The 25,826-nt window shown below is 66.6% G+C and carries 23 protein-coding genes; 16 read left to right on the plus strand and 7 right to left on the minus strand.

Translation table 11 applies throughout. The features are described from left to right. Nucleotides 1–46: 46 nt before the first annotated feature. On the minus strand, nt 47–1,483 hold the full coding sequence (gene ftsY, locus ACW6W5_RS08840; RefSeq protein WP_152151569.1) for a signal recognition particle-docking protein FtsY: 1,437 nt from the start codon (nt 1,481–1,483) through the stop codon (nt 47–49). Between the two features lie 172 nt (nt 1,484–1,655). Between ftsY and ACW6W5_RS08845 the strand changes: the two genes are divergently transcribed. Then, complete coding sequence (locus ACW6W5_RS08845; RefSeq protein WP_152151571.1) at nt 1,656–1,952, plus strand: hypothetical protein; 297 nt, start codon at nt 1,656–1,658, stop codon at nt 1,950–1,952. 91 nt (nt 1,953–2,043) lie between these two features. Here the strand turns inward: ACW6W5_RS08845 and htpG are convergent, their stop codons facing one another. Further along, nucleotides 2,044–3,942 (minus strand): molecular chaperone HtpG, encoded by a 1,899-nt coding sequence (gene htpG / locus ACW6W5_RS08850; RefSeq protein WP_152151573.1) that lies wholly within the window; start codon nt 3,940–3,942, stop codon nt 2,044–2,046. Nucleotides 3,943–4,371: 429 nt separating this feature from the next. On the opposite strand from htpG, the gene rsmD reads away from it, so the two are divergent. The 6 genes from rsmD to ACW6W5_RS08880 all read left to right on the plus strand — a co-directional run bounded on the left by rsmD (nt 4,372) and on the right by ACW6W5_RS08880 (nt 9,157). Beyond that, nucleotides 4,372–4,974 carry a 16S rRNA (guanine(966)-N(2))-methyltransferase RsmD gene (gene rsmD / locus ACW6W5_RS08855; protein ID WP_121041886.1) on the plus strand — a complete coding sequence of 201 codons (603 nt, stop codon included), beginning with the start codon at nt 4,372–4,374 and terminating at the stop codon, nt 4,972–4,974. A gap of 7 nt (nt 4,975–4,981) precedes the next feature. Further along, a complete protein-coding gene (coaD, locus tag ACW6W5_RS08860) occupies nt 4,982–5,491 on the plus strand; it encodes a pantetheine-phosphate adenylyltransferase (RefSeq protein ID WP_121041888.1) in 510 nt (169 codons plus the stop codon). Between the two features lie 47 nt (nt 5,492–5,538). Continuing rightward, entirely contained in the window at nt 5,539–6,030 is a 492-nt protein-coding gene (locus ACW6W5_RS08865) for a hypothetical protein (RefSeq protein ID WP_019183240.1), read from the plus strand. 125 nt (nt 6,031–6,155) lie between these two features. Continuing rightward, nucleotides 6,156–6,440 carry a YfhL family 4Fe-4S dicluster ferredoxin gene (locus ACW6W5_RS08870; RefSeq protein ID WP_070427136.1) on the plus strand — a complete coding sequence of 95 codons (285 nt, stop codon included), beginning with the start codon at nt 6,156–6,158 and terminating at the stop codon, nt 6,438–6,440. Beyond that, nucleotides 6,437–8,173, plus strand: coding sequence for a gamma-glutamyltransferase (gene ggt / locus ACW6W5_RS08875; protein ID WP_152151576.1), 1,737 nt, complete (start codon nt 6,437–6,439; stop codon nt 8,171–8,173). Before ACW6W5_RS08870 ends, ggt begins: the two co-directional genes overlap by 4 nt. 96 nt (nt 8,174–8,269) lie before the next feature. Next, nucleotides 8,270–9,157 (plus strand): MBL fold metallo-hydrolase, encoded by an 888-nt coding sequence (locus ACW6W5_RS08880; protein ID WP_121041892.1) that lies wholly within the window; start codon nt 8,270–8,272, stop codon nt 9,155–9,157. A gap of 142 nt (nt 9,158–9,299) precedes the next feature. On the opposite strand, the gene ACW6W5_RS08885 is transcribed toward ACW6W5_RS08880, so the two are convergent. Both ACW6W5_RS08885 and upp read right to left on the minus strand, forming a co-directional pair. Next, on the minus strand, nt 9,300–9,584 hold the full coding sequence (locus ACW6W5_RS08885; RefSeq protein ID WP_121041894.1) for a PsiF family protein: 285 nt from the start codon (nt 9,582–9,584) through the stop codon (nt 9,300–9,302). Between the two features lie 108 nt (nt 9,585–9,692). Further along, complete coding sequence (gene upp, locus ACW6W5_RS08890; RefSeq protein ID WP_121041896.1) at nt 9,693–10,328, minus strand: uracil phosphoribosyltransferase; 636 nt, start codon at nt 10,326–10,328, stop codon at nt 9,693–9,695. A 162-nt stretch (nt 10,329–10,490) separates the two neighbouring features. On the opposite strand from upp, the gene ACW6W5_RS08895 reads away from it, so the two are divergent. Genes ACW6W5_RS08895 through ACW6W5_RS08910 form a run of 4 tightly spaced genes read left to right on the plus strand, consistent with a single transcriptional unit; the run spans nt 10,491 to nt 16,243 of the window. Next, entirely contained in the window at nt 10,491–13,061 is a 2,571-nt protein-coding gene (locus tag ACW6W5_RS08895) for a TonB-dependent receptor (RefSeq protein WP_152151578.1), read from the plus strand. Then, on the plus strand, nt 13,061–14,176 hold the full coding sequence (locus ACW6W5_RS08900) for an NHL repeat-containing protein (protein WP_152151580.1): 1,116 nt from the start codon (nt 13,061–13,063) through the stop codon (nt 14,174–14,176). The genes ACW6W5_RS08895 and ACW6W5_RS08900 overlap by 1 nt, the downstream gene beginning before the upstream one ends. A gap of 32 nt (nt 14,177–14,208) precedes the next feature. Beyond that, nucleotides 14,209–15,558 (plus strand): purple acid phosphatase family protein, encoded by a 1,350-nt coding sequence (locus tag ACW6W5_RS08905; protein WP_193222756.1) that lies wholly within the window; start codon nt 14,209–14,211, stop codon nt 15,556–15,558. Nucleotides 15,559–15,607: 49 nt separating this feature from the next. Continuing rightward, on the plus strand, nt 15,608–16,243 hold the full coding sequence (locus ACW6W5_RS08910) for an inorganic diphosphatase (RefSeq protein WP_152151584.1): 636 nt from the start codon (nt 15,608–15,610) through the stop codon (nt 16,241–16,243). A 24-nt stretch (nt 16,244–16,267) separates the two neighbouring features. Here the strand turns inward: ACW6W5_RS08910 and ACW6W5_RS08915 are convergent, their stop codons facing one another. Further along, complete coding sequence (locus ACW6W5_RS08915; protein ID WP_121041906.1) at nt 16,268–16,594, minus strand: tetratricopeptide repeat protein; 327 nt, start codon at nt 16,592–16,594, stop codon at nt 16,268–16,270. 31 nt (nt 16,595–16,625) lie between these two features. Next, nucleotides 16,626–17,255 carry a superoxide dismutase gene (locus ACW6W5_RS08920; protein ID WP_152151586.1) on the minus strand — a complete coding sequence of 210 codons (630 nt, stop codon included), beginning with the start codon at nt 17,253–17,255 and terminating at the stop codon, nt 16,626–16,628. Between the two features lie 187 nt (nt 17,256–17,442). On the opposite strand from ACW6W5_RS08920, the gene ACW6W5_RS08925 reads away from it, so the two are divergent. Then, nucleotides 17,443–18,858: a cryptochrome/photolyase family protein gene (locus ACW6W5_RS08925; protein WP_152151588.1), complete on the plus strand. Its 1,416-nt coding sequence runs from the start codon at nt 17,443–17,445 to the stop codon at nt 18,856–18,858. 151 nt (nt 18,859–19,009) lie between these two features. Next, complete coding sequence (locus ACW6W5_RS08930; RefSeq protein WP_088432184.1) at nt 19,010–19,705, plus strand: OmpA family protein; 696 nt, start codon at nt 19,010–19,012, stop codon at nt 19,703–19,705. 224 nt (nt 19,706–19,929) lie between these two features. On the opposite strand, the gene ACW6W5_RS08935 is transcribed toward ACW6W5_RS08930, so the two are convergent. Beyond that, nucleotides 19,930–20,952, minus strand: a complete 1,023-nt coding sequence (locus ACW6W5_RS08935; protein WP_121041912.1) for a LysR family transcriptional regulator — start codon at nt 20,950–20,952, stop codon at nt 19,930–19,932. Between the two features lie 366 nt (nt 20,953–21,318). Between ACW6W5_RS08935 and ACW6W5_RS08940 the strand changes: the two genes are divergently transcribed. The 3 genes from ACW6W5_RS08940 to ACW6W5_RS08950 form a co-directional block, all read left to right on the plus strand. After that, nucleotides 21,319–22,092, plus strand: a complete 774-nt coding sequence (locus tag ACW6W5_RS08940) for an SDR family NAD(P)-dependent oxidoreductase (protein WP_121041916.1) — start codon at nt 21,319–21,321, stop codon at nt 22,090–22,092. 90 nt (nt 22,093–22,182) lie between these two features. Beyond that, nucleotides 22,183–23,394, plus strand: a complete 1,212-nt coding sequence (locus ACW6W5_RS08945; protein ID WP_121041918.1) for an efflux RND transporter periplasmic adaptor subunit — start codon at nt 22,183–22,185, stop codon at nt 23,392–23,394. Nucleotides 23,395–23,554: 160 nt separating this feature from the next. Next, nucleotides 23,555–25,826, plus strand: a 2,272-nt coding sequence (locus ACW6W5_RS08950) for an efflux RND transporter permease subunit (RefSeq protein ID WP_458233640.1), incomplete at its 3' end; no start/stop codon positions are given.

The raw sequence follows: 25,826 nt of genomic DNA on the forward strand, positions 1-25,826 counted from the left end.
GGAGAAGGGCTGGAGCCACGCCATGCGTGGCTGCATCGGCATCGGCTCAGGTGCCCAGCGCTTCCGGCAGCAATGCGTCGACGAAGGCTTCCGGATCGAACACGCGCAGGTCTTCCGGACGCTCGCCGATGCCGCAGAAGCGGATCGGAATGCCGAACTCACGCGCCAGCGCGAACACCACGCCGCCCTTGGCGGTGCCATCCAGCTTGGTCACCACCAGGCCGGTCACGTTGACCGCAGCATGGAACTGACGCAGCTGCGAGAGCGCGTTCTGGCCGGTGGTGCCATCGATGACCATCAGCACTTCATGCGGCGCATGGGCGTCGATCTTGCCGAGCACGCGGCGGATCTTGCCGAGCTCGTTCATCAGGCCCGCCTGGGTATGCAGGCGGCCGGCGGTATCGGCGATCAGCACCTCGGTGCCGCGTGCCTTGCCGGCCTGCAGAGCATCAAAGGCGACCGAGGCCGCGTCGGCGTTCTGGCCCTGCGCGACCACGGCCACGCCGTTGCGATCACCCCAGGCCTGCAGCTGCGCGACGGCAGCGGCACGGAAGGTATCGCCGGCGGCCAGCATCAGGCTGTGGCCATCATCCTTGAAGCGCTTGGCCAGCTTGCCGATGGTGGTGGTCTTGCCGACGCCGTTGACGCCGACGGTGAGCACCACGAAGGGCTTGGCGGTGCGGTCGATCACCAGCGGCTTGGCCACCGGCTGCAGGATCGCGATCAGCTCGGCGCGCAGCGCGGTGAGCAGTGCATTGGCATCGGTGAACTCGCGCGCCTTCATGCGCTTGCGCAGGCCTTCGACCAGCGCCGTGGTCGCGCCGACGCCGACATCGGCGGTGATCAGCGCGGTTTCCAGTTCGTCGAGCAGGTCGTCATCGAGCTTGGGATTGCGCGAGAACAGGCCGCCGAAGCTGCGGGCGATCACGCTGTTGCGCAGGCGCTCGCGCCAGCCGCTCTTGCCGGCGGCGGCGGGGGCGATGTCCTGGGAGGACGGGCGCTCGGTCACGGTGGTCGGCGCAGCCGGAGCAACCAGCGTAACGGGCGTTGCCGGAGTAACCGGGGCGGGCGCTGCCGGAGCGGCGACCGGCGTCGCGACGACAGCCGGCGCAGGCGTGCTCACCGGCGCAGCCGGAGTCGGAGTCGGGACAACCGGTGCGGTCACCACGGGTGCGGGGGCGACCGGTGCCGGGGCAACAGGCGGTGCGACCACAGGCGCCGGTACGACGGGCGCAGGCACAACCGGGGTGGCAAGGACAGGCGCAGTCTCAACCGGCGTCGGCGCGATCTCGCGCTCGACCGGCTCGGCAGCAGGTGCCGGGGCTTCCACCACGGGCGGCAGCGGCGCAGGCGCTGGCGGTGCAGCGGGCTCGGCCCTGGCCTGCGGGAACGCGGCAGCCAGCTCCTCGGCGGAGTAATGCTGGGTCTTGGCCGCCTCTTGCGGGGCGTCCTGGGGCTTTTTGCGACGGAAGAAGCTGAGCATTGGCAAAAGACGCTGAAATCAGAGGGCTATGCTACCACTGCGCCCCGAATGCCCATGGGCGTGCAGGTGCGGTGGGGCGGGACTCAAGTAATGGCCGATGCGGCCGTTACCGGTTGTGAAGGGCTGCGCCATGCGGGCGCGGCCGGGACAGCGAAACGGGAAACGGTGAACGATGAGCGTGATGTCCATTGCCAGCGCCGGCATGCGTGCCGCTTCGCTGGGCATACAGGCGGCCGCCGCCAACGTGGCGCGATTGCCGGTGGCTGATTCCACACGCCTGGGTGTGGCGCAGGCCGCAACGGCAGGCGGCGGAGTCACCGCCACCGTGGTCGCCGCCCCCGACGATGCCAACGCGCCGATCGCGGATATGCTCACGGCCAAGCAGGCTGCGCTGGCGTTTGCCGCCAACGCAACCGTGGTCCGGCGTCAGGACGAGATGCTGGGCACCTTGCTCGACCGCTGGGCCTGAGCCAAGCGCGCGCGCTGACCGCCGCGCGGCGCCATGCATCATCAACCGCGGTGGGCGCCGACCCGTGGCCGGCACCCATCGGCAGCACGACTTACGCCGACAGCTCCAGCAGCAGCTTGTTGAGCCGGCGCACATACGCGGCCGGGTCCTTCAGCGTGTCGCCCGCGGCCAGCGCGGCCTGATCGAACAGAACGCGGCTCAGGTCGTCGAAGCGCGCGGCATCGCCTTCCTGGTCCAGCTTGCCGATCAGCGGATGGGCCGGGTTGAACTCGAACACCGGCTTGCTGTCCGGCACCTTCTGCCCACTGGCTTCCAGGATCTGGCGCATCTGCAGGCCCAGATCCTGCTCGCCGATCGCCAGGATCGCCGGGGAATCGGTCAGGCGGTGCGAGACGCGCACGTCGGCGACGTCCTCACCCAGTGCGGACTTGATGCGGTCCACCAGCGCCTGCTTGTCCTTGGCGACGGCTTCCTGCGCCTGCTTGTCTTCGGCGCTTTCCAGCGCGCCCAGGTCCAGATCGCCACGCGCGACATCGACGAACGACTTGCCGTCGAATTCGGTCAGGTACCCCATCAGCCATTCGTCGATGCGGTCGGTGAGCAGCAGTACTTCGATGCCCTTCTTGCGGAAGACTTCCAGGTGCGGGCTGTCCTTGACCTGGGTGTGGCTGTCGCCGGTCAGGAAGTAGATCTTGTCCTGGCCCTCGATCATGCGGCCCACGTAGTCGGCCAGCGAGACGCTGGGCTCGCCACTGGCATCATGGGTCGAGGCGAAGCGCAGCAGGCCGGCGATCTTTTCGCGGTTGTTGAAGTCTTCGGCCGGACCTTCCTTGAGCACCTGGCCGAACTGCTTCCAGAAGCCGGCATAGATCTCCGGCTTGTCCTTGGCCAGCTTTTCCAGCATGTCCAGCGAGCGCTTGGTCAGCGCCGACTTCATCGAATCGATGACCGGGCCGGACTGCAGGATTTCGCGCGAGACGTTCAACGACAGATCGTTGGAATCCACCACACCCTTGATGAAACGCAGGTACAGCGGCAGGAACTGCTCGGCCTGGTCCATCACGAACACGCGCTGCACGTACAGCTTCAGGCCCTTGGGCGCGTCGCGGTGGTACAGATCGAACGGGGCATGGCCGGGGACGTAAAGCAGCGAGGTGTACTCGAGCTTGCCTTCGACCTTGTTGTGGCTCCACGCCAGCGGATCCTGATGATCGTGCGCAGCGTGCTTGTAGAACTCCTGGTACTCGGCGTCGGTGATCTCGGTGCGCGGGCGGGTCCACAGCGCGCTGGCACGGTTGACGGTTTCCCATTCGATCTCGGCCGGGGCGTCTTCGCCGTGGTGTTCCTTGGCCATCTGGATCGGCAGGCCGATGTGGTCGGAGTACTTCTTGATGATGCCGCGCAGGCGCCAGCCATCGGCGAAGTCGCGCTGGTCGTCCTTCAGGTGCAGCACGATGCGGGTGCCGCGCTCGGGCTTGTCGATGCTTTCCACGTCGAACTCGCCTTCGCCGCGCGAAGACCAGTGCACGCCCTCGCTGGCGGGCAGGCCGGCACGACGGGAATAGACATCGACCTGGTCGGCGACGATGAAGGCGCTGTAGAAGCCGACGCCGAACTGGCCGATCAGCTGCGAGTCCTTCTTCTGGTCGCCGGAGAGCTGGCGCAGGAAGTCGCCGGTGCCGGACTTGGCGATGGTGCCCAGGTGCGCGATCGCCTCGTCACGGCTCATGCCGATGCCGTTGTCGTCGATGGTCAGGGTCTTGGCGGTGGCGTCGAAGCTGACGCGGATGCGCAGGTCGCCGTCGTTCTCGAGCAGGGCCGGCTGGGTCAGCGCTTCGAAGCGCAGTTTGTCCGAGGCGTCGGCGGCGTTGGAGATGAGCTCGCGAAGGAAGATTTCCTTGTTGGAGTACAGCGAGTGGATCATCAGCTGCAGCAGCTGTTTGACTTCGGTCTGGAAGCCCAGGGTTTCTTTTTGGGTCTGCACGGTCATGGGTCGTGTTGCTCCTTGGGGCATTGCCGCGCCCGGCGCGGCGGCTGGCTCAAGGGGTAGGGGTGGATTGTCCCGAATTCAAGGCCGCGCGGTCCGGCACGGCGCCTGCCTGTCTGCGTGGGGAGGGCGGCGGGTACGGGGTGCCGGGACGCGGCGTGAACCCCTCCATGGGGCCTCGTGGGCAGCATCCATGCTGCCCAACGGTCCCGGCCCCCCGTACCCGCCACCCTCCTGTCAGGGGGCGCGTGTGGTGCGGTTGGATCCGTGCGGTACATGGACGTCGTTGCCCCGGCACATGATTTGGTCCGAGGACGAGGCGGCTCTTACCGCTACAACCTAGAATGTCGTCCTGAACCGCCTGCCATCCGTGCCCATGACTCTCTTCTGCCCGTTCGCCCATCCCGCTGCCAGCTGTCTCCGGAGCCACGCATGACGCCGCGTCAGCCGGTGGCCGCCGTGGGCCAGGTGCGGATCATCGGCGGCAAGTGGCGCAATACGAAGCTGCCGGTGCCGCTGTCACCGGGGCTGCGGCCCAGCAGTGACCGGGTGCGCGAGACGCTGTTCAATTGGCTGATGCCGCGGCTGGGTGGGGCGCGGGTGCTGGATCTGTTCGCCGGCAGCGGGGCGCTGGGGCTGGAGGCGGTGTCGCGGGGGGCGGCGCAGGCGACGCTGGTGGAGCGCGATGTGGCGTTGTCCCGGCAATTGCGCGAGTCGGTCGCCAAGCTGGGGGCGCAGGAGCAGATCGCGGTGGTGCAGGCCGATGCGCTGCAGTGGCTGCGGCAGCCGGCCGGGGCGCTGGCGGATATCGTGTTCATCGATCCGCCGTTCGCCGATGGGCTGTGGGAGGCGGTGATCGCCGGGCTGCCCTCGCATCTGGCCGCCGATGCCTGGCTGTACGTGGAGTCCCCGGCCGATCAGGCGCCGAAGATGCCCGCGCCGTGGCTGCTGCACCGTGAGGGGGGCACCCGGGAGGTCCGTTTTGCCCTGTATCGGCGCGCCACTGCTACACTTTCACCAGACCAACACGCGTAGCTGACGTATGACCGTGGCCAACCGCCGCATTGCTGTCTACCCGGGCACCTTCGATCCGATCACCAACGGTCACATCGATCTGGTGAACCGCGCCGCACCCCTGTTCGAGAAGGTGGTGGTGGGCGTGGCGCAGAGTCCGTCCAAGGGGCCGACCCTGCCGCTGGAGCAGCGCGTGCAGCTGGCCCGCGATGCGCTGGGCCACAACCGCAACGTGGAAGTGCGTGGTTTCGATACCCTGCTGGCGCATTTCGTGCGCTCGGTGCAGGGCGGGGTGCTGCTGCGCGGCCTGCGCGCGGTGTCCGATTTCGAATACGAATTCCAGATGGCGAGCATGAACCGCCATCTGATCCCGGAGGTCGAGACCCTGTTCCTGACCCCGGCCGAGCAACACAGTTTCATTTCGTCTTCGCTGGTCCGCGAGATCGCCCGTCTGGGCGGCGACGTGTCCGGCTTTGTGCCGTCCGCCGTGCTTGAGGCGCTGCGCAAGGTCCGTGAAGCGAAGTCGGCCCAAGCGTAGTACCTGTCAGACCCATACATACCAAGAATCACCAAGGGAGGAATTCCATGAACAACACCATGCGTGCCATGTTGATCGCGTCGTTCGCGCTGGCCTTCACCGCCTGCAAGAAGGAAGAGGCCGCGCCGGTCGTCGAAGCCCAGCAGGCGCTGGTCGCCCCGGCTGCCGATGACGACGCCGGCTGGAAGAAGTACCTGCAGGCCGTGGCCGTGCAGAACATGGGCAACATCAGCAACAGCCCGTACCTGTACTACCTCGCCCCGGAATCGGACCCGGAATTCGCGGCCAAGTATGAGCGTCAGGTCGAAAGCGCGACCCAGGCCGTGGGCCGTGGCGTGCAGCCGGGCAACATGCTGGCCTTCGGTTCCTCGGCCTCGGCCAAGATGGCCGACATGATCCAGGCCGTGTTCAAGGACGTCTCGCCGGATTCGATGAAGGGTGTGCGCGTGGTGTTCATCGGCAAAGCCGCCGACAACGCCCGCGTCCAGTCGATCATCCAGCCGACCGGCGCCGAGTACATCTTCGTCGAAGCCAAGTAACCCGTGCAGTGGCGGCTGCGCCGTGTGCGCGGCCCGGGTGGCGCCCGCAGGGGCGTCACCGATGACCGGCCCGCGCGCCCGCGTGGGCCGGTTCTCATCCGCCGGCGCGGGCGTGGAGTAACGCCATGTCGCTGAAAATCAATGAGCTCTGCGTCAATTGCGACGTCTGTGAGCCGGCCTGTCCCAATCAGGCCATTTCGATGGGTGAAACCATCTACGTGATCGATCCGGCCCGCTGCACCGAGTGCGTGGGGCATTTCGACGAACCCCAGTGCGTGGTCGTCTGCCCGGTCGAATGCATCGATCCCGATCCGGACATTCCGGAAACCCAGGACGCCCTGCTGGCCAAGCTGCACGGGCTGCAGCGCGATCATCCCGAATTGTATGTCACGGAGTTTCTGCCCAAATGAGAACGCTGTCGCGTCGTTGGTTGCTGCTCGTCCTGTTGGTCAGCCCGAGCGTCTGGGCGGCGGAATCCCCGCAGGCGGCGCTGGCCAAACATCCTGACGGCGTGGCCGTCGCCAGTGGCCATCACCTGGCCACCGAAGCCGGCATGGAAATCCTGGCCAAGGGCGGCAACGCATTCGATGCGGCCGTGGCCGTGTCCGCCACGCTGGCGGTGGTCGAGCCGATCAGTTCCGGCCTTGGCGGCGGCGGCTTCTTCCTGCTGCACGATGCGGCCACCGGCAAGGACGTGATGCTGGACGCGCGCGAAACCGCGCCGCAGTCCGCCACGCCCGAGGCGTTCCTGGACAAGAAGGGCGAGCTGGACCGCGACCGTTCGGTCAACGGTGCCTGGTCGGCCGGTATCCCGGGCCTGCCGGCAGCGTTGGTGGAACTGTCCTCCAAGCACGGCAAGCTGCCGCTGAAGACCTCGCTGGAACCGGCCATGCGCATCGCGCGCGATGGCTTCCCGGTGTATGCGCGCATGTCCAAGGGCTACCAATCGCGGCGCGCGGTGATGCAGCGCTATCCCGGCACGCGCGAGGTCTATGAGCGCAACGGCAAGCCGATCGCCGAGGGCGATGTGTTCCGCCAGCCGGAACTGGCCAGGACCATGGAGCGTCTGGCCGACCAGGGCTTCGATGGCTTCTACCGGGGCGAGACCGGCAAGCTGCTGCTCAAGGGCGTGAAGCAGGCCGGCGGCCAGTGGACCGCGGAGGAATTGGCCGGCTACCGGGTCAAGCTGCGCGAGCCGATCGCCTTCAAGTACCGCGACTGGACCATCACCACCGCCTCGCCCCCGTCTTCCGGCGGCATCGCGCTGGCGGCCATGCTGCAGATCCTGGAAGGCTGGGACCTGAAATCGCTGGACCAGGCCCATCGCACCCACCTGGTGGTGGAAGCCATGCGCCGCGCCTACCGCGACCGCACCTTCTTCCTGGGCGACCCGGATTTCGTGGACATCCCGCAGAAAGTGCTGACCAGCAAGGACTACGCGCAGGGCCTGCGTGCCACCATCCACCCGGAGAAGGCGACCCCGAGCGATCTGCTGTCGGGCAACCCGACCCCGCTTGAAGATGACGAGACCACGCATTTCTCGATCATCGACCGCGAGGGCAACCGCGTCGGCGCCACCCAGACCGTGAACCTGCTGTACGGCTCGGGCCTGATTCCGTCGGGTACCGGCGTGCTGCTGAACAACGAAATGGACGATTTCGCGCTGAAGCCTGGCACGCCCAATGCCTTCGGCGTGATGGGCTACGCGGCCAATGCGCCCAAGCCGGGCAAGCGCATGCTCAGCTCGATGACCCCGACCTTCATGGAGTCCGCCGACAAGGTCGTGGTGCTCGGCACGCCCGGTGGCAGCCGCATCATCACCATGGTGCTGCTGGGCATCCTCGGCTACGACGATGGCCTGACTGCCCAGCAGGTCGCCGCGTTGCCGCGCTACCACCACCAGTGGCTGCCGGATCTGATCGAGGCCGAGAGCGGCACTTTCGATGCGGGCACCATCAAACAGCTGCAGGCAATGGGCCACAAGATCGATCTGCCCGGCGACACCGCCGCGGGTGGCCGCGGCTCCAGCCACGTCTGGGGCAACCTGCAGACCGTGGAATGGGACCGCCGCAGCAATGTCCTCAGCGGTGGCAGCGACCCGCGCAATCCGGTCGGCAGCGCCGCGGTCAGCCAAGCACACTGATTGACCGCACAGACGAGAAACCCCGTCCCAGTGGCGGGGTTTTTTCATGGGCGATGGCTAGCGAATATTTAACGGGGCCACGACGATAATTTGCCAATGAAACTATGGTCCATCCGCGGTAACTCCCAGAAACTCGACGGTGGCGCGATGTTCGGCAATGCGCCGCGCGCGGTCTGGGAAAAGTGGGCAGTGCCGGACGATCTCAACCGGATCGAACTGGCCTGCCGTGCACTGCTCGCCAGCCCGCTGGCCGGCAAGACGGTGCTGTTTGAAACCGGCATCGGCGCTTTCTTCGAGCCGAAACTGCGGGACCGCTACGGTGTGCAGGAACCCAGCCATGTGCTGATCGAATCCCTGCGCGAGGCCGGGTTCGAGCACGAAGACATCGACGTGGTGGTGCTGAGCCATCTGCACTTCGATCATGCCGGCGGCCTGCTGGCACCGTGGAGCGAAGGTCGCGCGCCGGAACTGTTGTTCCCGAATGCGACCTTCCTGGTCGGGGCCGAGCACTGGGCGCGCGCGCTGCATCCGCATCCGCGCGATCGGGCCAGTTTCATCCCGGAACTGCCCGGTCTGCTGCAGGCCAGTGGCCGCCTGGAAATCGTCGACGGTCCGTATTCCACCGCCCTGGGCGACAGCGTACGTTTCAGCTTCAGCGACGGGCATACCCCGGGGCTGATGCTGGCCGAGATCATCGGGCCGGAGACGGTGGATGGGCAGGCGCGGGGCGGCGTGGTGTTCTGCGCGGACCTGATCCCGGGCCGCTCGTGGGTGCATGTGCCGATCACGATGGGTTACGACCGCAACGCCGAACTGCTGATCGACGAGAAGCGCAGCTTCCTGGAAGACAAACTGGCCCGCAACGTCCATCTGTTCTTCACCCACGACCCGCAGTGCGCGTTGGCGCAGGTGTCACGCGATGAGAAGGGCCGCTTCGGCACCGTGCACGAACAGGGCGAACTGAAGGCCCGCGCGCTGGCCTGACGCCTGCGGCAGGTCCGGCCGCGCACCGGCCGGTATTACCGCGCCGCGCCCGGCACTCCCGCCTGGGCAACCACACCGGTAGATGCCGACCGTTGGTCGGCACGGCACCTCACGACACCGGGCATGAATCCGGCCCGATGCGTCAATGCGCCTTCAAACAGCCGCTCATGAACGTCTTGCGCGCATCGCCGGCCAGCTTCTTCGCAGCCGCATCGGCGTTGCAGGTCTTCATGCGCTCCTGCGGCGTGCTCGCCGCCGGCGCCGGAGCGCTCAGGCAGGCCTTCTGCGCGGTCTTGTAGTCCTCGCCGGTCTTGCCTTTGTTCTTGGCCGAGCAATCGGCCATGCGCTGTTGCTGCGGCGTCGCCGCACTGACAACGGCCGGGCCACCCAGAAGCAGCAGACAGGCCAGCAGGGACAAGGTCTTCATGACGCAGCTCCACGCACGGGTTGAGGATGCGCGCAGCTTCTGCCCGGGCATGGCTAGGCCGTGTGAAGCACCGGCGGCTGGTGGTGACCGCCGGTCGGAACGAGGAAATCAACCGACCACGCGGGTCCCGAAAATCCGATCGCCGGCATCGCCCAGGCCCGGCAGGATGTAGCCCTTCTCGTTGAGCTGGGCATCGATGGCGGCGGTATAGATCTCCACGTCCGGATGCACGGCCTGCACGGCGGCGATGCCTTCCGGTGCGGCCACCAGGAAGATGCCCTTGATGCGGCGTGCGCCGGCACGCTTGAGCATGTCGATCGTGGCGATCAGGGTGCCGCCGGTGGCCAGCATCGGGTCCAGGATCAGCGCATCGCGCTCTTCCAGGCGGCCGGTCAGGCGCTCGAAGTAGGGCACCGGTTGCAGGGTTTCCTCATCGCGCTGCAGGCCGACCACGCTTACGCGCGCGGCAGGGATCAGCGAGAGCACGCCACTGAGCATGCCCAGGCCGGCGCGCAGGATCGGCACCACGGTGATCTTGGCCCCGGCGATGCGCTGCACCGTCACCGGGCCTGCCCAGCCGGCCATGGTGTGGGCTTCGGTATCCAGATCGGCGGTGGCCTCGTAGGCCAGCAGCCCACCAAGCTCATTGGCCAGCTCGCGGAAGTCCTTCGTGCTCAGGGACGCATCGCGCATCAGGCCGATCTTGTGCTGCACCAGCGGATGGCGCACTTCGACGATTTTCATGGGGGAATGACTGGCAAAGGAGAGGCCGATAGTGTGCCGCAACACCCCACCGAAGCCAAAAGCCGACGCCGCCACCGACCGTTCGATGTCCCCGGTGTCATCCCCATGCAACCTCCCGGACATACCGTGCTGACCCATTCTTTACACAGATTGGGGAAGGCAGTGCAGAAGAAGCGTCCGTTGGGCCTGGCGATCAGCCTTTCGTTGCTGGCGGTGATCACCCCGTCGGCCCATGCCGCCGATACGCCCGATGGCGGCACGGTGGCCGGCAGCGCCGCCGCCGGTGCCGCCGCGATCGATCTGGACCGGGTCGAAGTCCGCCCGCAGCTGGAGTCGCAGACCCGCGCGGTCGACCTCAAGCGCAGCAGCGATGCGATTGAAGATGCGGTGTCCTCCGATGCCATGGGCGTCTACCCCGACAAAAACGTGGCCGAATCGCTGCAGCGCCTGCCCGGCGTCAGTGTCACCCGTGACCAGGGCGAGGGGCGCTTCGTGGTCATCCGTGGCCTGGATGCCAACCTCAACAGCGTCAGCGTGGATGGCATCGCCATCGGCACCCCGGAAGACTCCAGCCGCGCTGCACCGCTGGACGTGATTCCCTCCGACTCGACCGAGCGCCTGCGCGTGGTCAAGTCGCCCACCCCGGATATGCCGGGTGACGCCATCGGCGGTGCGATCCTGGTCGAGTCCGCCTCGGCGTTCGACCGCGAAGGCCGCAACCTGCGCGGCAAGATCGAGGCCAGCCACCAGCAGCTCTCCGGCAATACCAGCCCGAAGGCCGCGATCAACTACAGCGAAGTGTTCGCCGATACCTTCGGCGTGGCGCTGGGCGTGAATTACCAGAACCGCAAGTTCGAATCGGACAACACCGAAGTGGAGTACGGCGAGTTCGACGGCGGTGCCGAAGACGACCTGTTCGCCACCAGCCTGCAGCAGCGCAAGTACGAGATCGAGCGCAAGCGTATCGGTGCGAACCTCAATCTGGATTGGCACCCGGATGAAGACAATCGTTATTACCTGCGCACGCTGTACAGCCAGTTCGACGATGCCGAAACCCGCCAGCGCACCCTCTTCAACTTCGGCGATGGCGAGGTCACCGCGCTGGGCAACAACCAGTACCGGGTGGACGACCTGCCGGCCGATGCGATCCAGAAGCGCATGCGCTATCGCACCAAGAAGGAAAACACCTTCACCACCAGCGCCGGCGGCGAGAACCGCCTCTCCAATGCGGTGGTCGATTACAAGCTGGGCTACACGCGTACCGAAGAGCGCGTCAACGATGAGATGGAGGCGCGCTTCGAGTACAACGGCGATGACCTCGGCGCCAGCGTCGATCAGAACAGCGGCATTCCGCGTTACACCCTGACCAGCGCGCAGTGGATGGATAACGGCAACTACGATTTCGATCGCTTCGTGGTGTCGCCCAAACAGGTCAACGACAGCGAGCGCAGCGCGCAGATCAACGTGCGCTTCGATGGCGAATCCTCCAGCATCAAGTTTGGCCTGCTCGGCCGCTGGCGCGACCGCGACGTCAATGTCGATGAGCGCGAACTGCGCGTCGGCCCGGACGTGGCGTTGTCGGACTGGACCACCTCCACCCCCGATCACCGCGGCGGCAGCCTCGGCCAGGGCATGAGCTCGGATGCGATGCGCCGCTACTGGGCGCAGTCTGGTGGTCAGTACAGCGCCCGCCCGCAGGATACCGGCGGCAATGCGCTGACCTCGCTGGAAGAGGATTACACCGCCAGCGAAGACATCTTCGCCAGCTATGCGATGGGCACCTGGGATATCGGCGCGCTGCGCATCATCGGTGGCGTGCGCGTGGAGAACACCCAGTTCAGCGCCACTGGCAACAGCGTGGACGTGGCACCCAATGGCCGCAGCTTCACGGTCACCCCGTTGAGCGTGAGCCGCAGCTACACCAACGTGCTGCCCGGCCTGCACCTGCGCTACGACGCCGGCGATGACTGGGTGCTGCGTGCGGCCGCCAACAAGACCGTCTCGCGCCCGTCGTTCGGCGATGTGGCACCGCGCGTCGGCCTGAGCCGGGGGGATGAGGAAGTCCGGATCGGCAATCCGCAGCTGAATCCCTATGAATCCAGGAACATCGACCTGTCGCTCGAGAAATACCTCGGCAGCACCGGCATCGTCTCGCTGGGCGTGTTCCACAAGTCGATCGACGGCTACATCGTCAACACGGTGAGCAACACCGATCCGGCGTACCCGGATTACGAGGTCACCCGGGTGATCAACGGCAACAAGGCCACGGTGAAGGGTGCCGAGTTCAACTGGCAGCAGCAGCTCGCCTTCCTGCCGGCCGGTTGGGATGGTCTGCTGGTCGGCGCCAGCGGCACCTGGCTGGATACCGATTTCGATCCAGGCGTTGTGGGCCGCGAGCGCGACGACTTCATGCTGCCGCGTGCCTCCAAGCACGTGTACAGCGCGCACCTCGGCTATGAAAAGGCCGGCTTCAGCACCCGCGTGGCCGCGGTCTACCGCAGCGAGTATCTGGATTCACTCGGCGACAGCCCCGCCTATGACATCTATGTGGCGCCCAACACCCAGCTCGATTTCAGCATGGACTACAAGATCACCTCGAACGTGAGCGTTTACTTCGAAGCCCAGAACCTGCTCGACAAGCCGCTGGAGCTCTACCAGGGCGTGCGCTCGCGCACCCTGCAGAACGAAGAATATGGCCGCACCTACGCCCTTGGCCTGAAGGTGGCCCTGTGATGCGCGCGTCCCATGGTCTGAGCCTGCTCGCACTGGCGCTGTTGACTGCCTGCCGGCCGGCGGCTACGCCGCAGGCTGCTGCACCCGCTGCGTCCCCGACGGCCGCCGACGCCTCCGCACGCGATGTCGCCACGGTCGCCGAGGCGTTCCTGACCCCGATGACCCCCGAAGACAACATCGACTCGCCGGCCAGCTGGACCACGCCCGAGGGCCAGGTCTGGTTGATCGCAACCGCCAAGGCCACCGACAAGCTGGTGGTCTATGACGGGCAGACCGGCGCGAAGCTGCGTGACGTTGGCAGCCTTGGCACCGCCCCGGGCCAGTTCGACCGCCCCAACGGCATCGCCGTGGTCGATGACCTCGTGCTGATCGTGGAGCGTGACAATCACCGCGTGCAGGTCCTGCAGCTGCCAGACTTCAGCCCGCTGGGCGTGTTCGGCGCCGACGATCTGCGCAAGCCGTACGGGCTGTGGGTGAACAAGCAAGGTAACGGCTACGACGTGTACGTCACCGATTCCTACGACGCGGGCGAAGACGCGCAGGGCAACGACGTGCTGCCGCCGCTGGCCGAACTGGACAAGCGCGTGCGTCGTTACGCGCTCACCCTGGAGGGCGGCAAGGCGCAGGCCACGCTCACCGCCAGCATCGGTGATACCACCGAGGCCGGCGCGCTGCGGGTGGTCGAATCGATCTGGGGCGACCCGGCCAACGACCGCCTGCTGATCGCTGAAGAAGACGAAACCTACGCCAGCGAGTTCAAGGTCTACACGCTGGAAGGCCGCTTCAGCGGCGCCACGTTCGGCCGCGATGCCTTCCAGGCCCAGGCCGAAGGCGTGATGCTGCGCACCTGTGGCAAGGACGGCTGGTGGATCACCACCGAGCAGGGCAAGCAGCGCAGCGTGTTCCATCTGTTCGACCGGCACAGCCTGAAACATGTCGGTGCATTCCAGGGTAATACGGTGGCCAACACCGACGGCATCTGGTCGATGCAGGCACCGTCCGCGCGCTTCCCGCATGGCGCGCTGTATGCCGTGCACGATGATCAGGGCGTGGTGGCCTTCGACTGGGCGAGCATCGCCAAGCAGGTGTCGCTGCCGCTGGAGTGCGGCGCGTGAGCCGCGTTCCTGCCGCCTTGACCGCGCTGACGATGGCGCTGCTGCTGTGCAGTGGCAGCGCCGTGGCAAAGAAGGACGCCGAGACCGGGGCCGAGCCCAACACCCAGGTGCCGGCCGGCAACCGGCACTACGCAGCGACCGGCTTCCCCGACCGCCTGGTCGCCTCGCCGGCACAGGACGCGGCGCGCGGCTTCTCGGTGGCGTGGCGGACCGATACCTCGGTCAAGGCGCCGGTGCTGGAATGGGTGCTGGCCGGTGATTCGCCGGATGTGGGGACGCCCACCCGCATCTCCGCCAGCACGCAGGCGCTGACCACCGAACTGGGCACGTCCCATCATCACCGTGCCGACATCACCGGCCTGCAGCCGGACACGCTGTACCTGTGGCGCGTGCAGGGTCAGAACACCTGGAGTGCCTGGAACCAGCTGCGCACTGCCGGCCGTGCCGACCAGCCGCTCACGCTGTTGTACTTCGGTGACACCCAGAACAAGAACCTCAGCCACGTTTCGCGCGTCATGCGGGCCGTCATCAAGGCCGCCCCGGATGCACGCCTGAGCCTGTTCGCCGGTGATCTGGTCAGCGGTGGCGACGGGCAGGATGACAGCGAGTGGGGCGAGTGGTTCGCCGCCGCCGGCTGGCTGCCGCAGGAAACCGCGGTCGCCCCGGCAATCGGCAACCATGAGTACGTCGAGGAATTCGAAGACACGCCGCAGGAGCGCCGCGTGCTCGGCCGTCACTGGCCGGTGACGTTCGCATTGCCACGCAACGGCGTGGACGCCGCCGACACCAGTACCTACTGGTTCGATTACCAGGGCGTGCGCATCGCCGTACTCGACGGCACCTCCGCGCTCGATCTGGGCACCGCCAAGGCGCAGGCCGCCTGGCTGGACACGGTGCTGGCCGACAATCCGCACCCGTGGAGCATCGTGCTGCTGCATCAGCCGTTCTATTCCCCGCGCGAAGGCCGCGAGAACGCCGAACTGCGCGATGTGCTGCTGCCCGTGGTGCGGCGCCACCAGGTCGATCTGGTCCTGCAGGGCCACGACCACACCTACGGCCGCCGTGGCGAAGGGAAGGGTGCGACGCCGCAGTTCGTGGTCACCGTGGCCGGGCCGAAGCAGTACCGGCTCTCGGACGAAGCCCGTGCCACCATGGCGCCGGTGGGTGAGGACACGCAGCTGTTCCAGGTCTTGAAGATTGATCCGAGCCACCTGCGCTACGAGGCACGCACCGTCACCGGCCGCCTGTACGACGGCTTCGAGTTGACACGTGGCGCCGATGGCCGCAAACAGAAGGCCGAACTGACGCAGGGACGCATCGCCCCCCGTGACTGCACGCGCGCCCAGACCCTGAAGGGCCGCGCCGACCGTTGCTGGGAATGACCGACCGGCCGGGCCGCTGCGGCGTGCCCGGCCTTCCGTGGAGATCGAGATGATCCATCGCCGTTCCATCGCGCGGGCCGCCTTGGCCACCTCGCTGCTGCTGCTCGCCGGTGCCAGCGTGGCCGGCAACGCGGTGCAGCACCCGTTCCTTGCCGCGCAGCCGAAGAATGCTCCGGAGGAGGTGAATCTGGCCGTGGAGATCCCGGCCGGCAGCTTCACCAAGTACGAGATCAAGGACGACGGTCTGGTGCATGTGGATCGCTTCCAGTCGATGCCGGTGGCGTACCCGGCCAACTACGGCTCGATGCCGCGCACGTTGGCGGGCGACAACGACCCGCTGGATGCGCTGGTGCTGACCCGTGAGCCGCTGCATCCCGGCGTGATCGTGCGGTTCCGTCCGATCGGTTTCCTGAAGATGGTCGATGACGGCGAGCAGGACGAAAAGGTCATCGGCGTGCCGACCGACAAGATCGACCCGACCTACGCCAGCATCCGCGATCTGGACGATCTGCCGCTGATCGAGCGGCAGCGCATCGAAGCTTTCTTCCGGGTCTACAAAGACCTGCCGGCCGGCCGCAGTCCGGTCCAGCTCAATGGCTGGGGCAATGCCGCCGAGGCCAAGGCGCTGATTCGTGCCTCCATGCAGCGCTTCGATGCGCAGCAGCGGCGCGCGAAGGGCGATTGATCAGCCACGTGCGATGCCGGGCGATCACGCCCGGCCCGCAGTCGCCTTGTGCAGCCGCCGCAGGAATACGGCCATCTCCTTGACCGCCTGTTTGTCGCCGTTGGTCCCGGCCACAGTACTGCCTTCCTGCCACGCCTGTGCCGCCGCGTCGGTATCGCCGGCAGCCAGATGCGCCTTGCCCAACCATTTCCAGCCCGCCGAGTAGCGCGGGTCCTGAGCGACACAGCGCTGCAGATGGATGACCGCCTCCGCGGTGTCGCCCGCATCGAGCAGGGCCTTGCCCAGGCCGAAGCGGAGCAGGGCGCTGTCGCGACCACGTTCGAGCAGACGTTGCAGTGCGGGGATATCCATCGATGTCTCTACCGTGCAATACCGGCGCCCATCAACGCCCGCCGGCGGCCTGGTAACGGCGCGCGACCTCAGTCCAGTCGATCAGCTCGAAGAAGGCGGCGATGTAGTCCGGGCGCCGGTTCTGGTAGTTGAGGTAGTACGCGTGTTCCCATACATCCAGCCCCAGGATCGGCGTGCCACCGGAGAGGCCGGCGAACTCGCCCATCAACGGGTTGTCCTGGTTCGGGCTGCTCTCCACCGCAAGCTTGCCGTCCCGGTTCAACGTCAACCACGCCCAGCCACTGCCGAAGCGGGTCTGCGCGGCCTTGGTGAAGGCCTCCTTGAACGCGCCGTGGCCGCCGAGGTCACGCTCGATGGCGGCGGCAACCACATTGTCCGGTTGGCCGCTGTCCGGCGTCAGGACGGTCCAGAACAGGCTGTGGTTGGCATGTCCGCCGCCGTTGTTGCGGACGGCGTTGCGCACCCCCTCGGGCAGGGACCCGATATCGGCGATCAGTGCATCGATGTCGGTGCTTTCGATGCCGGCATCGGCGAGTGCCGCATTGAGATTGGTGATGTAGGTCTGGTGGTGCTTGGCATGATGGATTTCCATCGTGCGTGCATCGAAGTGCGGTTCGAGTGCGTCGTAGGCGTAGGGCAGGGCGGGGAGGGTGTAGGCCATGGATATCTCCGGAAGAGCAGGTGGGGGCGGTGCCGGCACGCAGCACGGGGATGCCACGATAGAACCTCAAGCGTGATTGAGGTCAAGCGCGGCGATGTGGAACAGTGCGGGCCATCCACGCGCGATCGCTGCCTCTCCTTCACCTGCACTGGCTATCATTGCCTGTCGAATCTTCCGGGGTAGTCTCGTGTCGGTAGCGTTGGTGTGGTTTCGCCGTGACCTGCGGTTGCAGGACAACCCGGCCCTGCAGGCCGCTCTGGATGCCGGCCATGTGCCGGTACCGGTCTACATCCATGCGCCACACGAAGAAGGCGACTGGGCGCCCGGTGGCGCGTCGAACACCTGGTTGCACCGCTCGTTGGCCGCGCTCGACGCGGACCTGCGTGCGCGCGGCTCGTCGCTGGTACTGCGCCAAGGCGACAGTCAGGCACAGCTGCAGCAGCTGATCGAGCAGACCGGTGCGGGCGCGGTGTACTGGAACCGCAAGTACGAGCCGGCCACGCAGCCGCGCGATGCGAAGATCAAACGGGAACTGCGCGAGCAGGGCATCGAGGCCGAAAGCCATAACGGCAGCCTGATGTTCGAGCCGTGGGATGTGGCGACCCAGCAGGGCGGCCCGTACAAGGTGTTCACCCCGTTCTGGCGCAATGCGCTGACCCGTCTGCAGTTGCCGGCCCCGACCCGCTTGCCCGAGCGGCTGCCCGCGCACAGCGCCAGCGGCGAGAGTGTCGACGCGCTCGACCTTGCGCCCTCCATTGCGTGGGACCGGCAGTTCTGGACGCATTGGCAGCCCGGCGAGGCGGGCGCGCACGAGGCGCTGACCGTTTTCATCGATGGTGCCCTCAACGGCTATCGCCAGCAGCGTGATCTGCCGGACCGGGTCGGCACCTCGCTGTTGTCGCCGCACCTGCATTTCGGCGAGATCGCGCCGTGGCAGATCGCGCGTCGCCTGCAGGGCGAGCGCAGCGCCAGCCGCGATGCGGATATCGATGGCTACATCCGCGAGCTGGGCTGGCGTGAGTTCTCCTACCACCTGCTGCATCACTTTCCGCAGACCCCGGACCACAACCTCAACCCGCGCTTCGATCAGTTCCAGTGGGCCAAGCCGGACCCGGCGGCATTGCAGGCTTGGCAGCAGGGGCGCACCGGCATCCCGATCGTCGATGCCGGCCTGCGTGAGCTGTGGGCGACCGGTTACATGCACAACCGCGTGCGCATGATCGTCGCCAGCTATCTGTGCAAGCACATGCGCCAGCATTGGCGCGCAGGTGCGCGCTGGTTCTGGGACACACTGGTCGATGCAGACCTGGCCAACAACACCATGGGCTGGCAATGGGTCGCCGGCACCGGTGCGGATGCCGCGCCGTACTTCCGGATTTTCAACCCGGTCACACAGTCGCAGAAGTTCGACCCGCAGGCACGTTACATCACTCGTTGGGTGCCGGAACTGGAAGCGCTTCCGTTGAAGGCCCGCTTCGCACCGTGGCAATCGCCGCAGCTGCTGGCCGAGCTCGCGCCGGGCTACCCGGCATTGCCACTGGTGGATCTGAGCGAGGGTCGGGATGCCGCGTTGGCAGCGTATCGGCATACCGGCGGGGCGTGACCGGCGTCCCGGAAAGGTCGCTTTCGCCGTAACCGTTTACCTGAACAGGGAGCTGCCGGGCGTGCCATTCATCATGCCGGCATCGCGTTGGGCTGTTTATGCTCTTCACGGCCCGCACGCCGGCGCCGTCCGGTAACCAAGGAGAAACCTCATGATTCGACCCGCAACCCGCAACGTGGCCCTGGCCCTGATGACTGCTGCCGCCCTGACGGCCTGCGCCACCGGTGGCTCCTACGTGCAGAGTGACCAGTACGGCAACCCCGTTGAACAGCAGAACCGCACCGGCCGCAACGCGTTGATCGGCACCGCGGTCGGCGTCGCCGCCGGCCTGCTCAGCGGCAACAGCGCCACCGAGCGCCGCCAGCACGCCATGATCGGTGCCGGTATCGGCGCACTCAGCGGCGCGGCCGTCGGCCAGTACCAGGACCGTCAGGAACGCGCGCTGCGCGAACGTACCGCCAACACCGGTATCGACGTCTCCCGTAATGGCGACAACCTGGTCCTGAACCTGCCGGACGGCATCACCTTCGATTTCGGCAAGTCCACGCTGAAGCCGCAGTTCTACAGCTCGCTCAACGGCGTGGCCAGCACGCTGGCCGAGTACAACCAGACCATGATCGAAGTGGTCGGCCACACCGACAGCATCGGCAGCGACGCAGTCAACAACCGCCTCTCCAAGGAACGCGCCGACTCGGTCGCCGCCTATCTGGCCGGCCAGGGTGTGCAGCGTGCCCGCATCGAAACCCTCGGTGCCGGCAAGGCCTACCCGATTGCCGACAACAACACCGATGCCGGCCGCGCGCAGAACCGCCGCGTCGAGATCCGTGTGATTCCCTTGCAGCAGTAACAGCGCGCCAGCGCGCTGTTATTGCGTGTTGCGAGCCCAGGTTCGCAACACGAAAATGCCGCCCTTACAGGCGGCATTTTTTGTAGGTACCGGCCGCTGGCCGGTACGCCCGGAACAACTCCGTCCGCTCGCACACCCACACGACCGCACCGCCCAAACGACAACGCCGCCCAAGGGCGGCGTTGTCGTTCAAACGGCACTGCGCCGATGAAGCATCGCCAGCATCACCCTGCGGTCACCGTCTCCAGAATCCGCTTCCCGGCCGCCTGCAGCTCGGTTTCCACCTGCGTCTGCTGCTGCTTGGCCAGCTTCGCGGCCGGGCACTGGGCCAGCATGTAGTTTGCGTCGAAGTTCATCTTCTCGACCAGGAAATCGACGAACGCGCGCACCTTCGGCGAGACCAGCCGGCCGCCGGCGAACACCGCGTTGAAGTCCACTTCCGGCCCGGTCCAGCCGGCCAGCACGCGGCGCACCATCCCCGATTCGACGAACGGCTTGGCCATCACGTCACCGGTCAACAGCAACCCTTCGCCGCACACCAGTGCGCCGTTCAATGCGGACGGATCATTGGCCACCAGCAGCGGATTCACCGGGAAATCCAGCAGTTCGCCGCCGTTCTCGCCCAACTGCCAGAAGAAGCGGTTGTTGTTGAGGTTGCGGGCCTTGCGCATCGCCAGGATGCGGTGGAACTGCAGTTCATCCGGGTGCAGCGGCTCGCCATAGCGTTCGATGTAGGCCGGGCTGGCAAACACCTGCGTGCGCAGGCTGCCAAGCTTGCGCGCCACCAGGTTGGAGTCGGGCAGGGTGCCCACGCGCAGCGCCAGATCCGCTTCACCGGCAATCAGGTCGAGCTTCTCGTTGCCCAGATGCATGTCCAGCTGGATTTCCGGGTACTGCGCATGGAACTGGCCGAGCAGCGGCGCGATCCAGGTGATGCCGATCGAGTAGGGCACGGTGAAGCGCAGCCAGCCGCGCGGGCCGGACTGCAGCTGGTTGACCGCGCCTTCGGCTTCTTCCAGCTCGCGTGCGATGCGCTGGCAGTGCTCGTGATAGACCGAGCCCGCTTCAGTGAGGCCGAGGCGGCGGGTGGTCCGGTGCAGCAGACGCGCGCCGAGGCGCGTTTCCAGTTCCTGCACCTTGCGGCTGACCGTCGTCTTGGGTAACCCCAGTGCAGTGGCGGCGGCGATGAAACTGCCTTGCTCGACCACTTTGACGAAGATCAGCGTGTCGTTGAGATCGTGGGCCATGACGGGATCCAAAGTCGGGGAGGGAGAGAGTGCCGCAAATGATTGTGCCGGGCACGGGATGATTATTCCCCTAAATCCGGACTAATCAAGGGGGAGTTTGAGGACTAATCTGGCGCCATTCCAGATATGAAGGACGACAACCATGTGGTTGCGGAACATTCTTGGCCGCCTGCGTAGCGGCCCCAACGCCCCGCTGGACCTCGCGATGACCGTGGAAGTCCGTCCGGGTTCCTTGTCCCGTAAGGCTTTTCGGGAGTTCACCCCGCCTGCCAACATGCAGCGCGGCGGCAGCTTCCGGCTGGGCGCCCGCAACGGCGACCGACTGGGCCGAATTGGGATTATCCCGGCGACGGGAGTGAAAGTCCCATGAATGGGACATTGGCCCCCGAGGTGCTGGTGCTCGGTGGCACCGGCAGCGTGGGCCAGGGGATCGTGGCGGCCTTGCTGGAGGCCGGCAGCCCCGTGTTGGTGGTCGGCCGCGACCCCGGCCGGCTGGCCGCGCTGCAGGAGCAGTTCGCCGATGAGCCGGGGCTGGAGGTCCTGCTCGGTTCGCTGGGCGACGACGGCTCGGCGCGGACCGTGGCCGAGCGCGTCGGCGGACGTGCCCGCGCGCTCGCCGCGGTGGTGGATGCGATGGGCGGGCCGTACAACCGTGGGCGGGTGACCGACCGCAGCGGCGATGCGCTGTTGCAGGCGCTGCAGGCCGACGTGATGCCGCACGTGCATGCCGGCCGCCATCTGCTGCCGCTGGTGCGCGGTGGCGCCCAGGTACGGCGCTACGTGCTGGTTGGCGGGCCGGCCGGCTTCAAACCGTGGGCCGGGCACGGTGAGTCCTCCATCACCATGTCCGCCACCCGCATGTACGCGCAGGTGCTGCACCAGGAAGCCCAGGCACTGGGCGTGCGCGCGCAGATGCTGGAAGTGTGCGATCCGGTGTGCACCCCGGCCAATGCCGCCAAGGCCTGCATCGAATGGCCGAGCGCGCTGCTGGTTGGCCGGCGTGTGGTCTCGCTGCTCGACAACTGCACCGACAACCGCGCCATCGTGCGCTGCGATGCACGCGATGCCGAACTGCCGCGCGGGCTGCTGCATCTGGACCGCCCTCCGCCGATGTCGCGCAACACGGCCGGCACTGCTTGACCTCTACCAAGGTTCAGGTCCCAGGCTACGCCCCCCACGTCGCCCACGTTTTCGATTCTGTATCACCACCCCTACGTACGGATGCATGACATGACTTCCAACTCCTCCCCGCATCGTTTCACCCGACGGCTGGCCATGGCCGGCGTTTCCATCCTTGCCGCCGCGGTGCTGACCGCCTGCAGTGGCAGCCACGCTGAGGAAGCCGGCATGCCGCCGCCGCCCTCGGTCAGTGCCGCCCCGGTGCTGGTCAAGCAGGTCAGCCAGTGGGACGACTTCAGTGGCCGCGTTGAAGCGGTCGAAAGCGTTGAACTGCGCCCGCGCGTCTCCGGCTACATCGACAAGGTCAACTATGTCGAAGGCCAGGAGGTCAAGAAGGGCGATGTGCTGTTCACCATCGACGCACGCAGCTACCGCGCCGAGCTGGACCGCGCCACCGCCGAGCTCAACCGCGCGCGCACCCAGGCCCAGGTGAGCCGCAGCGAAGCCGACCGTGCCCGCCGCCTGTCCGACCAGCAGGCGATTTCCACGGAGACCTGGGAACAGCGCCGTGCCGTGTCCGAGCAGGCCCTAGCGCAGGTGCAGGCCGCGCAGGCGGCGGTGGATGCAGCGCGCTTGAACATGGAATTCACCCAGGTGCGCGCCCCGATCAACGGCCGTGCCGGCCGCGCGATGGTGACCGCCGGCAACCTGGTCACCGCCGGCGACAGCGCCAGCGTGCTGACCACGCTGGTCTCGCTGGACAAGGTGCATGTGTACTTCGATGCCGATGAAGGCACCTTCCTGCGCTACGCCCAGATGGCCCGCAAGGGGGAACGCCCGAGCGAGCGCGACAGCGAACTGCCGGTGAAGGTCGGCCTGTCCGGTGAGGACGGCTACCCGCATGAAGGCAAGGTCGATTTCCTGGACAACCAGGTCACCCGCAGCACCGGCACCATCCGGGTCCGCGCGCTGCTGGACAACGCCGACCGCGCCTTCACCCCGGGGCTGTTCGCCCGCGTGCAGTTGCTGGGCAGCGGCCAGTTCCAGGCCATGCTGATCGATGACAAGGCCGTGCTGACCGACCAGGACCGCAAGTTCGTCTACGTGGTCGACAAGGACAACAAGGCACAGCGCCGTGATATCCAGCTCGGCCGCAACGCCGACGGCCTGCGGATCGTCGAGCAGGGCCTGAAGGCCGGTGACCGCGTGATCATCGACGGCGTGCAGAAAGTCTTCATGCCCGGCATGCCGGTTCAGGCCAAGGCCGTTGCGATGCAGCCGGTTGCCGCACCGGTAGCCGCGCCGGCTGTTGCAAAGAATTGAAGGGCAGCCGACTGACCGTCGGTTCTACATAGCAGCCGACCAACGGTCGGCTCTACCGTGACTGCCATCGCCCCGTGCAGGGGAACCCGCCACCGCTGTCGCCTGCGACAGCGGCCGGGGTCGTGCACGCCGGCGCTGGTGAAACCCCAGGAATCCACCCATGGACTTTTCCCGTTTTTTCATTGACAGGCCGATCTTCGCGGCGGTGCTGTCGATCGTGATCTTCGCCGCCGGCCTGATCGCGATCCCGATGCTGCCGATCAGCGAGTACCCCGAAGTGGTGCCGCCCTCGGTGGTGGTGCGCACGGTGTACCCGGGCGCCAACCCCAAGGTGATTGCTGAAACCGTGGCCACGCCACTGGAAGAAGCGATCAACGGCGTGGAGGACATGATGTATATCAAGTCCGTCGCCGGCTCTGACGGCGTGCTGCAGATGACCGTGACCTTCCGCCCGGGCACCGATCCGGACGAAGCCGCGGTCAAGGTGCAGAACCGTGTGGCCCAGGCGCAGGCGCGCCTGCCGGAAGACGTGCGCCGCCAGGGTGTCTCCACCCAGAAGCAGTCGCCGACCTTCCTGATGGTGGTCCACCTGACCTCCCCGGACGGCAAGTACGACTCGCTGTACCTGCGCAACTACGCGCGCCTGCACGTCAAGGATTCGCTGGCACGCCTGCAGGGCGTCGGCGATGCGCAGATGTTCGGTGGCGGTGACTACGCGATGCGTGCGTGGCTGGACCCGGACAAGATCGCCGCCCGTGGCCTGACCGCCAGCGATGTGGTGCGTGCGATGCGCGAACAGAACGTGCAGGTCTCGGCCGGCCAGCTCGGCGCCGAACCGATGCCGAGCAGCGACTTCCTGACCCTGATCAACGCCCAGGGTCGCCTGCGCAGCGAGCAGGAGTTCCGCGACATCGTGCTCAAGGCCGGTGACGACGGTGAAGTGGTGCGCCTGTCCGATGTCGCCCGCCTGGAACTGGGCGCCGGTGACTACACGCTGCGCTCGCAGTTGGACGGCAAGAACGCGGTCGGCATCGGTATCTTCCAGGCCCCGGGTGCCAACGCGCTGGAGATCCGTGACTCGGTCATCCACACGATGGACGAGCTGACCAAGCAGTTCCCGCCGGGTGTGAAATACGAAGCGGTGTATGACACCACGATCTTCGTGCGCGATTCGGTCAAGGCCGTGGTCTCCACGCTGCTGGAAGCGATCGCGCTGGTGGTGCTGGTGGTGATCCTGTTCCTGCAGACCTGGCGCGCCTCGATCATTCCGCTGATCGCCGTGCCGGTGTCCATCGTGGGTACGTTTGCGGCGCTGTACGTGCTGGGCTTCTCGATCAACACCTTGACCCTGTTCGGGCTGGTGCTGGCGATCGGCATCGTGGTCGATGACGCGATCGTGGTGGTGGAGAACGTCGAGCGCAACATCGAAGAAGGCCTGACCCCGCTGGCCGCGGCACACCAGGCGATGCGTGAAGTCTCCGGGCCGATCGTGGCGATCGCGCTGGTGCTGTGTGCCGTATTCGTGCCGATGGCGTTCCTGTCGGGCGTGACCGGTGCGTTCTACAAGCAGTTCGCCGTCACCATCGCCATCTCGACCGTGATCTCGGCGATCAACTCGCTGACCCTGTCGCCGGCCCTGGCCGCACGTCTGCTCAAGCCGCACGGTGCACCGAAGGATGGCCTGACCCGTCTGATCGATCGTCTGTTCGGCTGGATCTTCCGTCCGTTCAACCGCTTCTTCAAGACCAGCTCGGAGAAGTACCACGGTTCGGTCGGCCGCCTGCTGGGCCGCCGTGGCCTGGTGTTCGTGGTGTATGCCGGCCTGCTGCTGGCCACCGGCCTGATGTTCAAGGCGGTGCCGGCCGGCTTCATTCCGACCCAGGACAAGCTGTACCTGATCGCCGGTGTGAAGCTGCCGGAAGGCTCCTCGATCGCACGTACCGACGCCATGCTGGCCAAGGTCGCCGAGATCGCGCGCAACACCGATGGCGTGGCGCACACGATCCAGTTCCCGGGTCTGAACGCGCTGCAGTTCACCAACACGCCCAACACCGGTGTAGCGTTCGTTCCGCTCAAGCCGTTCAGTGAGCGCAAGGGACGCACCGCCGCGCAGATCAATGCCGAGATCAACGCCAAGATCGCCGGGCTGCAGGAGGGCTTCGCGTTCTCCATGATGCCGCCGCCGATCCTCGGCCTGGGTAACGGCAACGGCTACCAGATGTTCATCCAGGACCGCGGCAACCTCGGCTACGGCGCACTGCAGACTGCAGTGAGCACGATGCAGGGCGCCGTCGCGCAGACCCCGGGCATGGCGTTCCCGATCACCAGCTACCAGGCCAACGTGCCGCAGCTGGATGCCGAAGTGGACCGCGTCAAGGCCAAGGCCCAGGGCGTGGAGTTGACCGAGTTGTTCGACACGCTGCAGACCTACC

The organism is Stenotrophomonas sp. IS26, assembly GCF_054188265.1.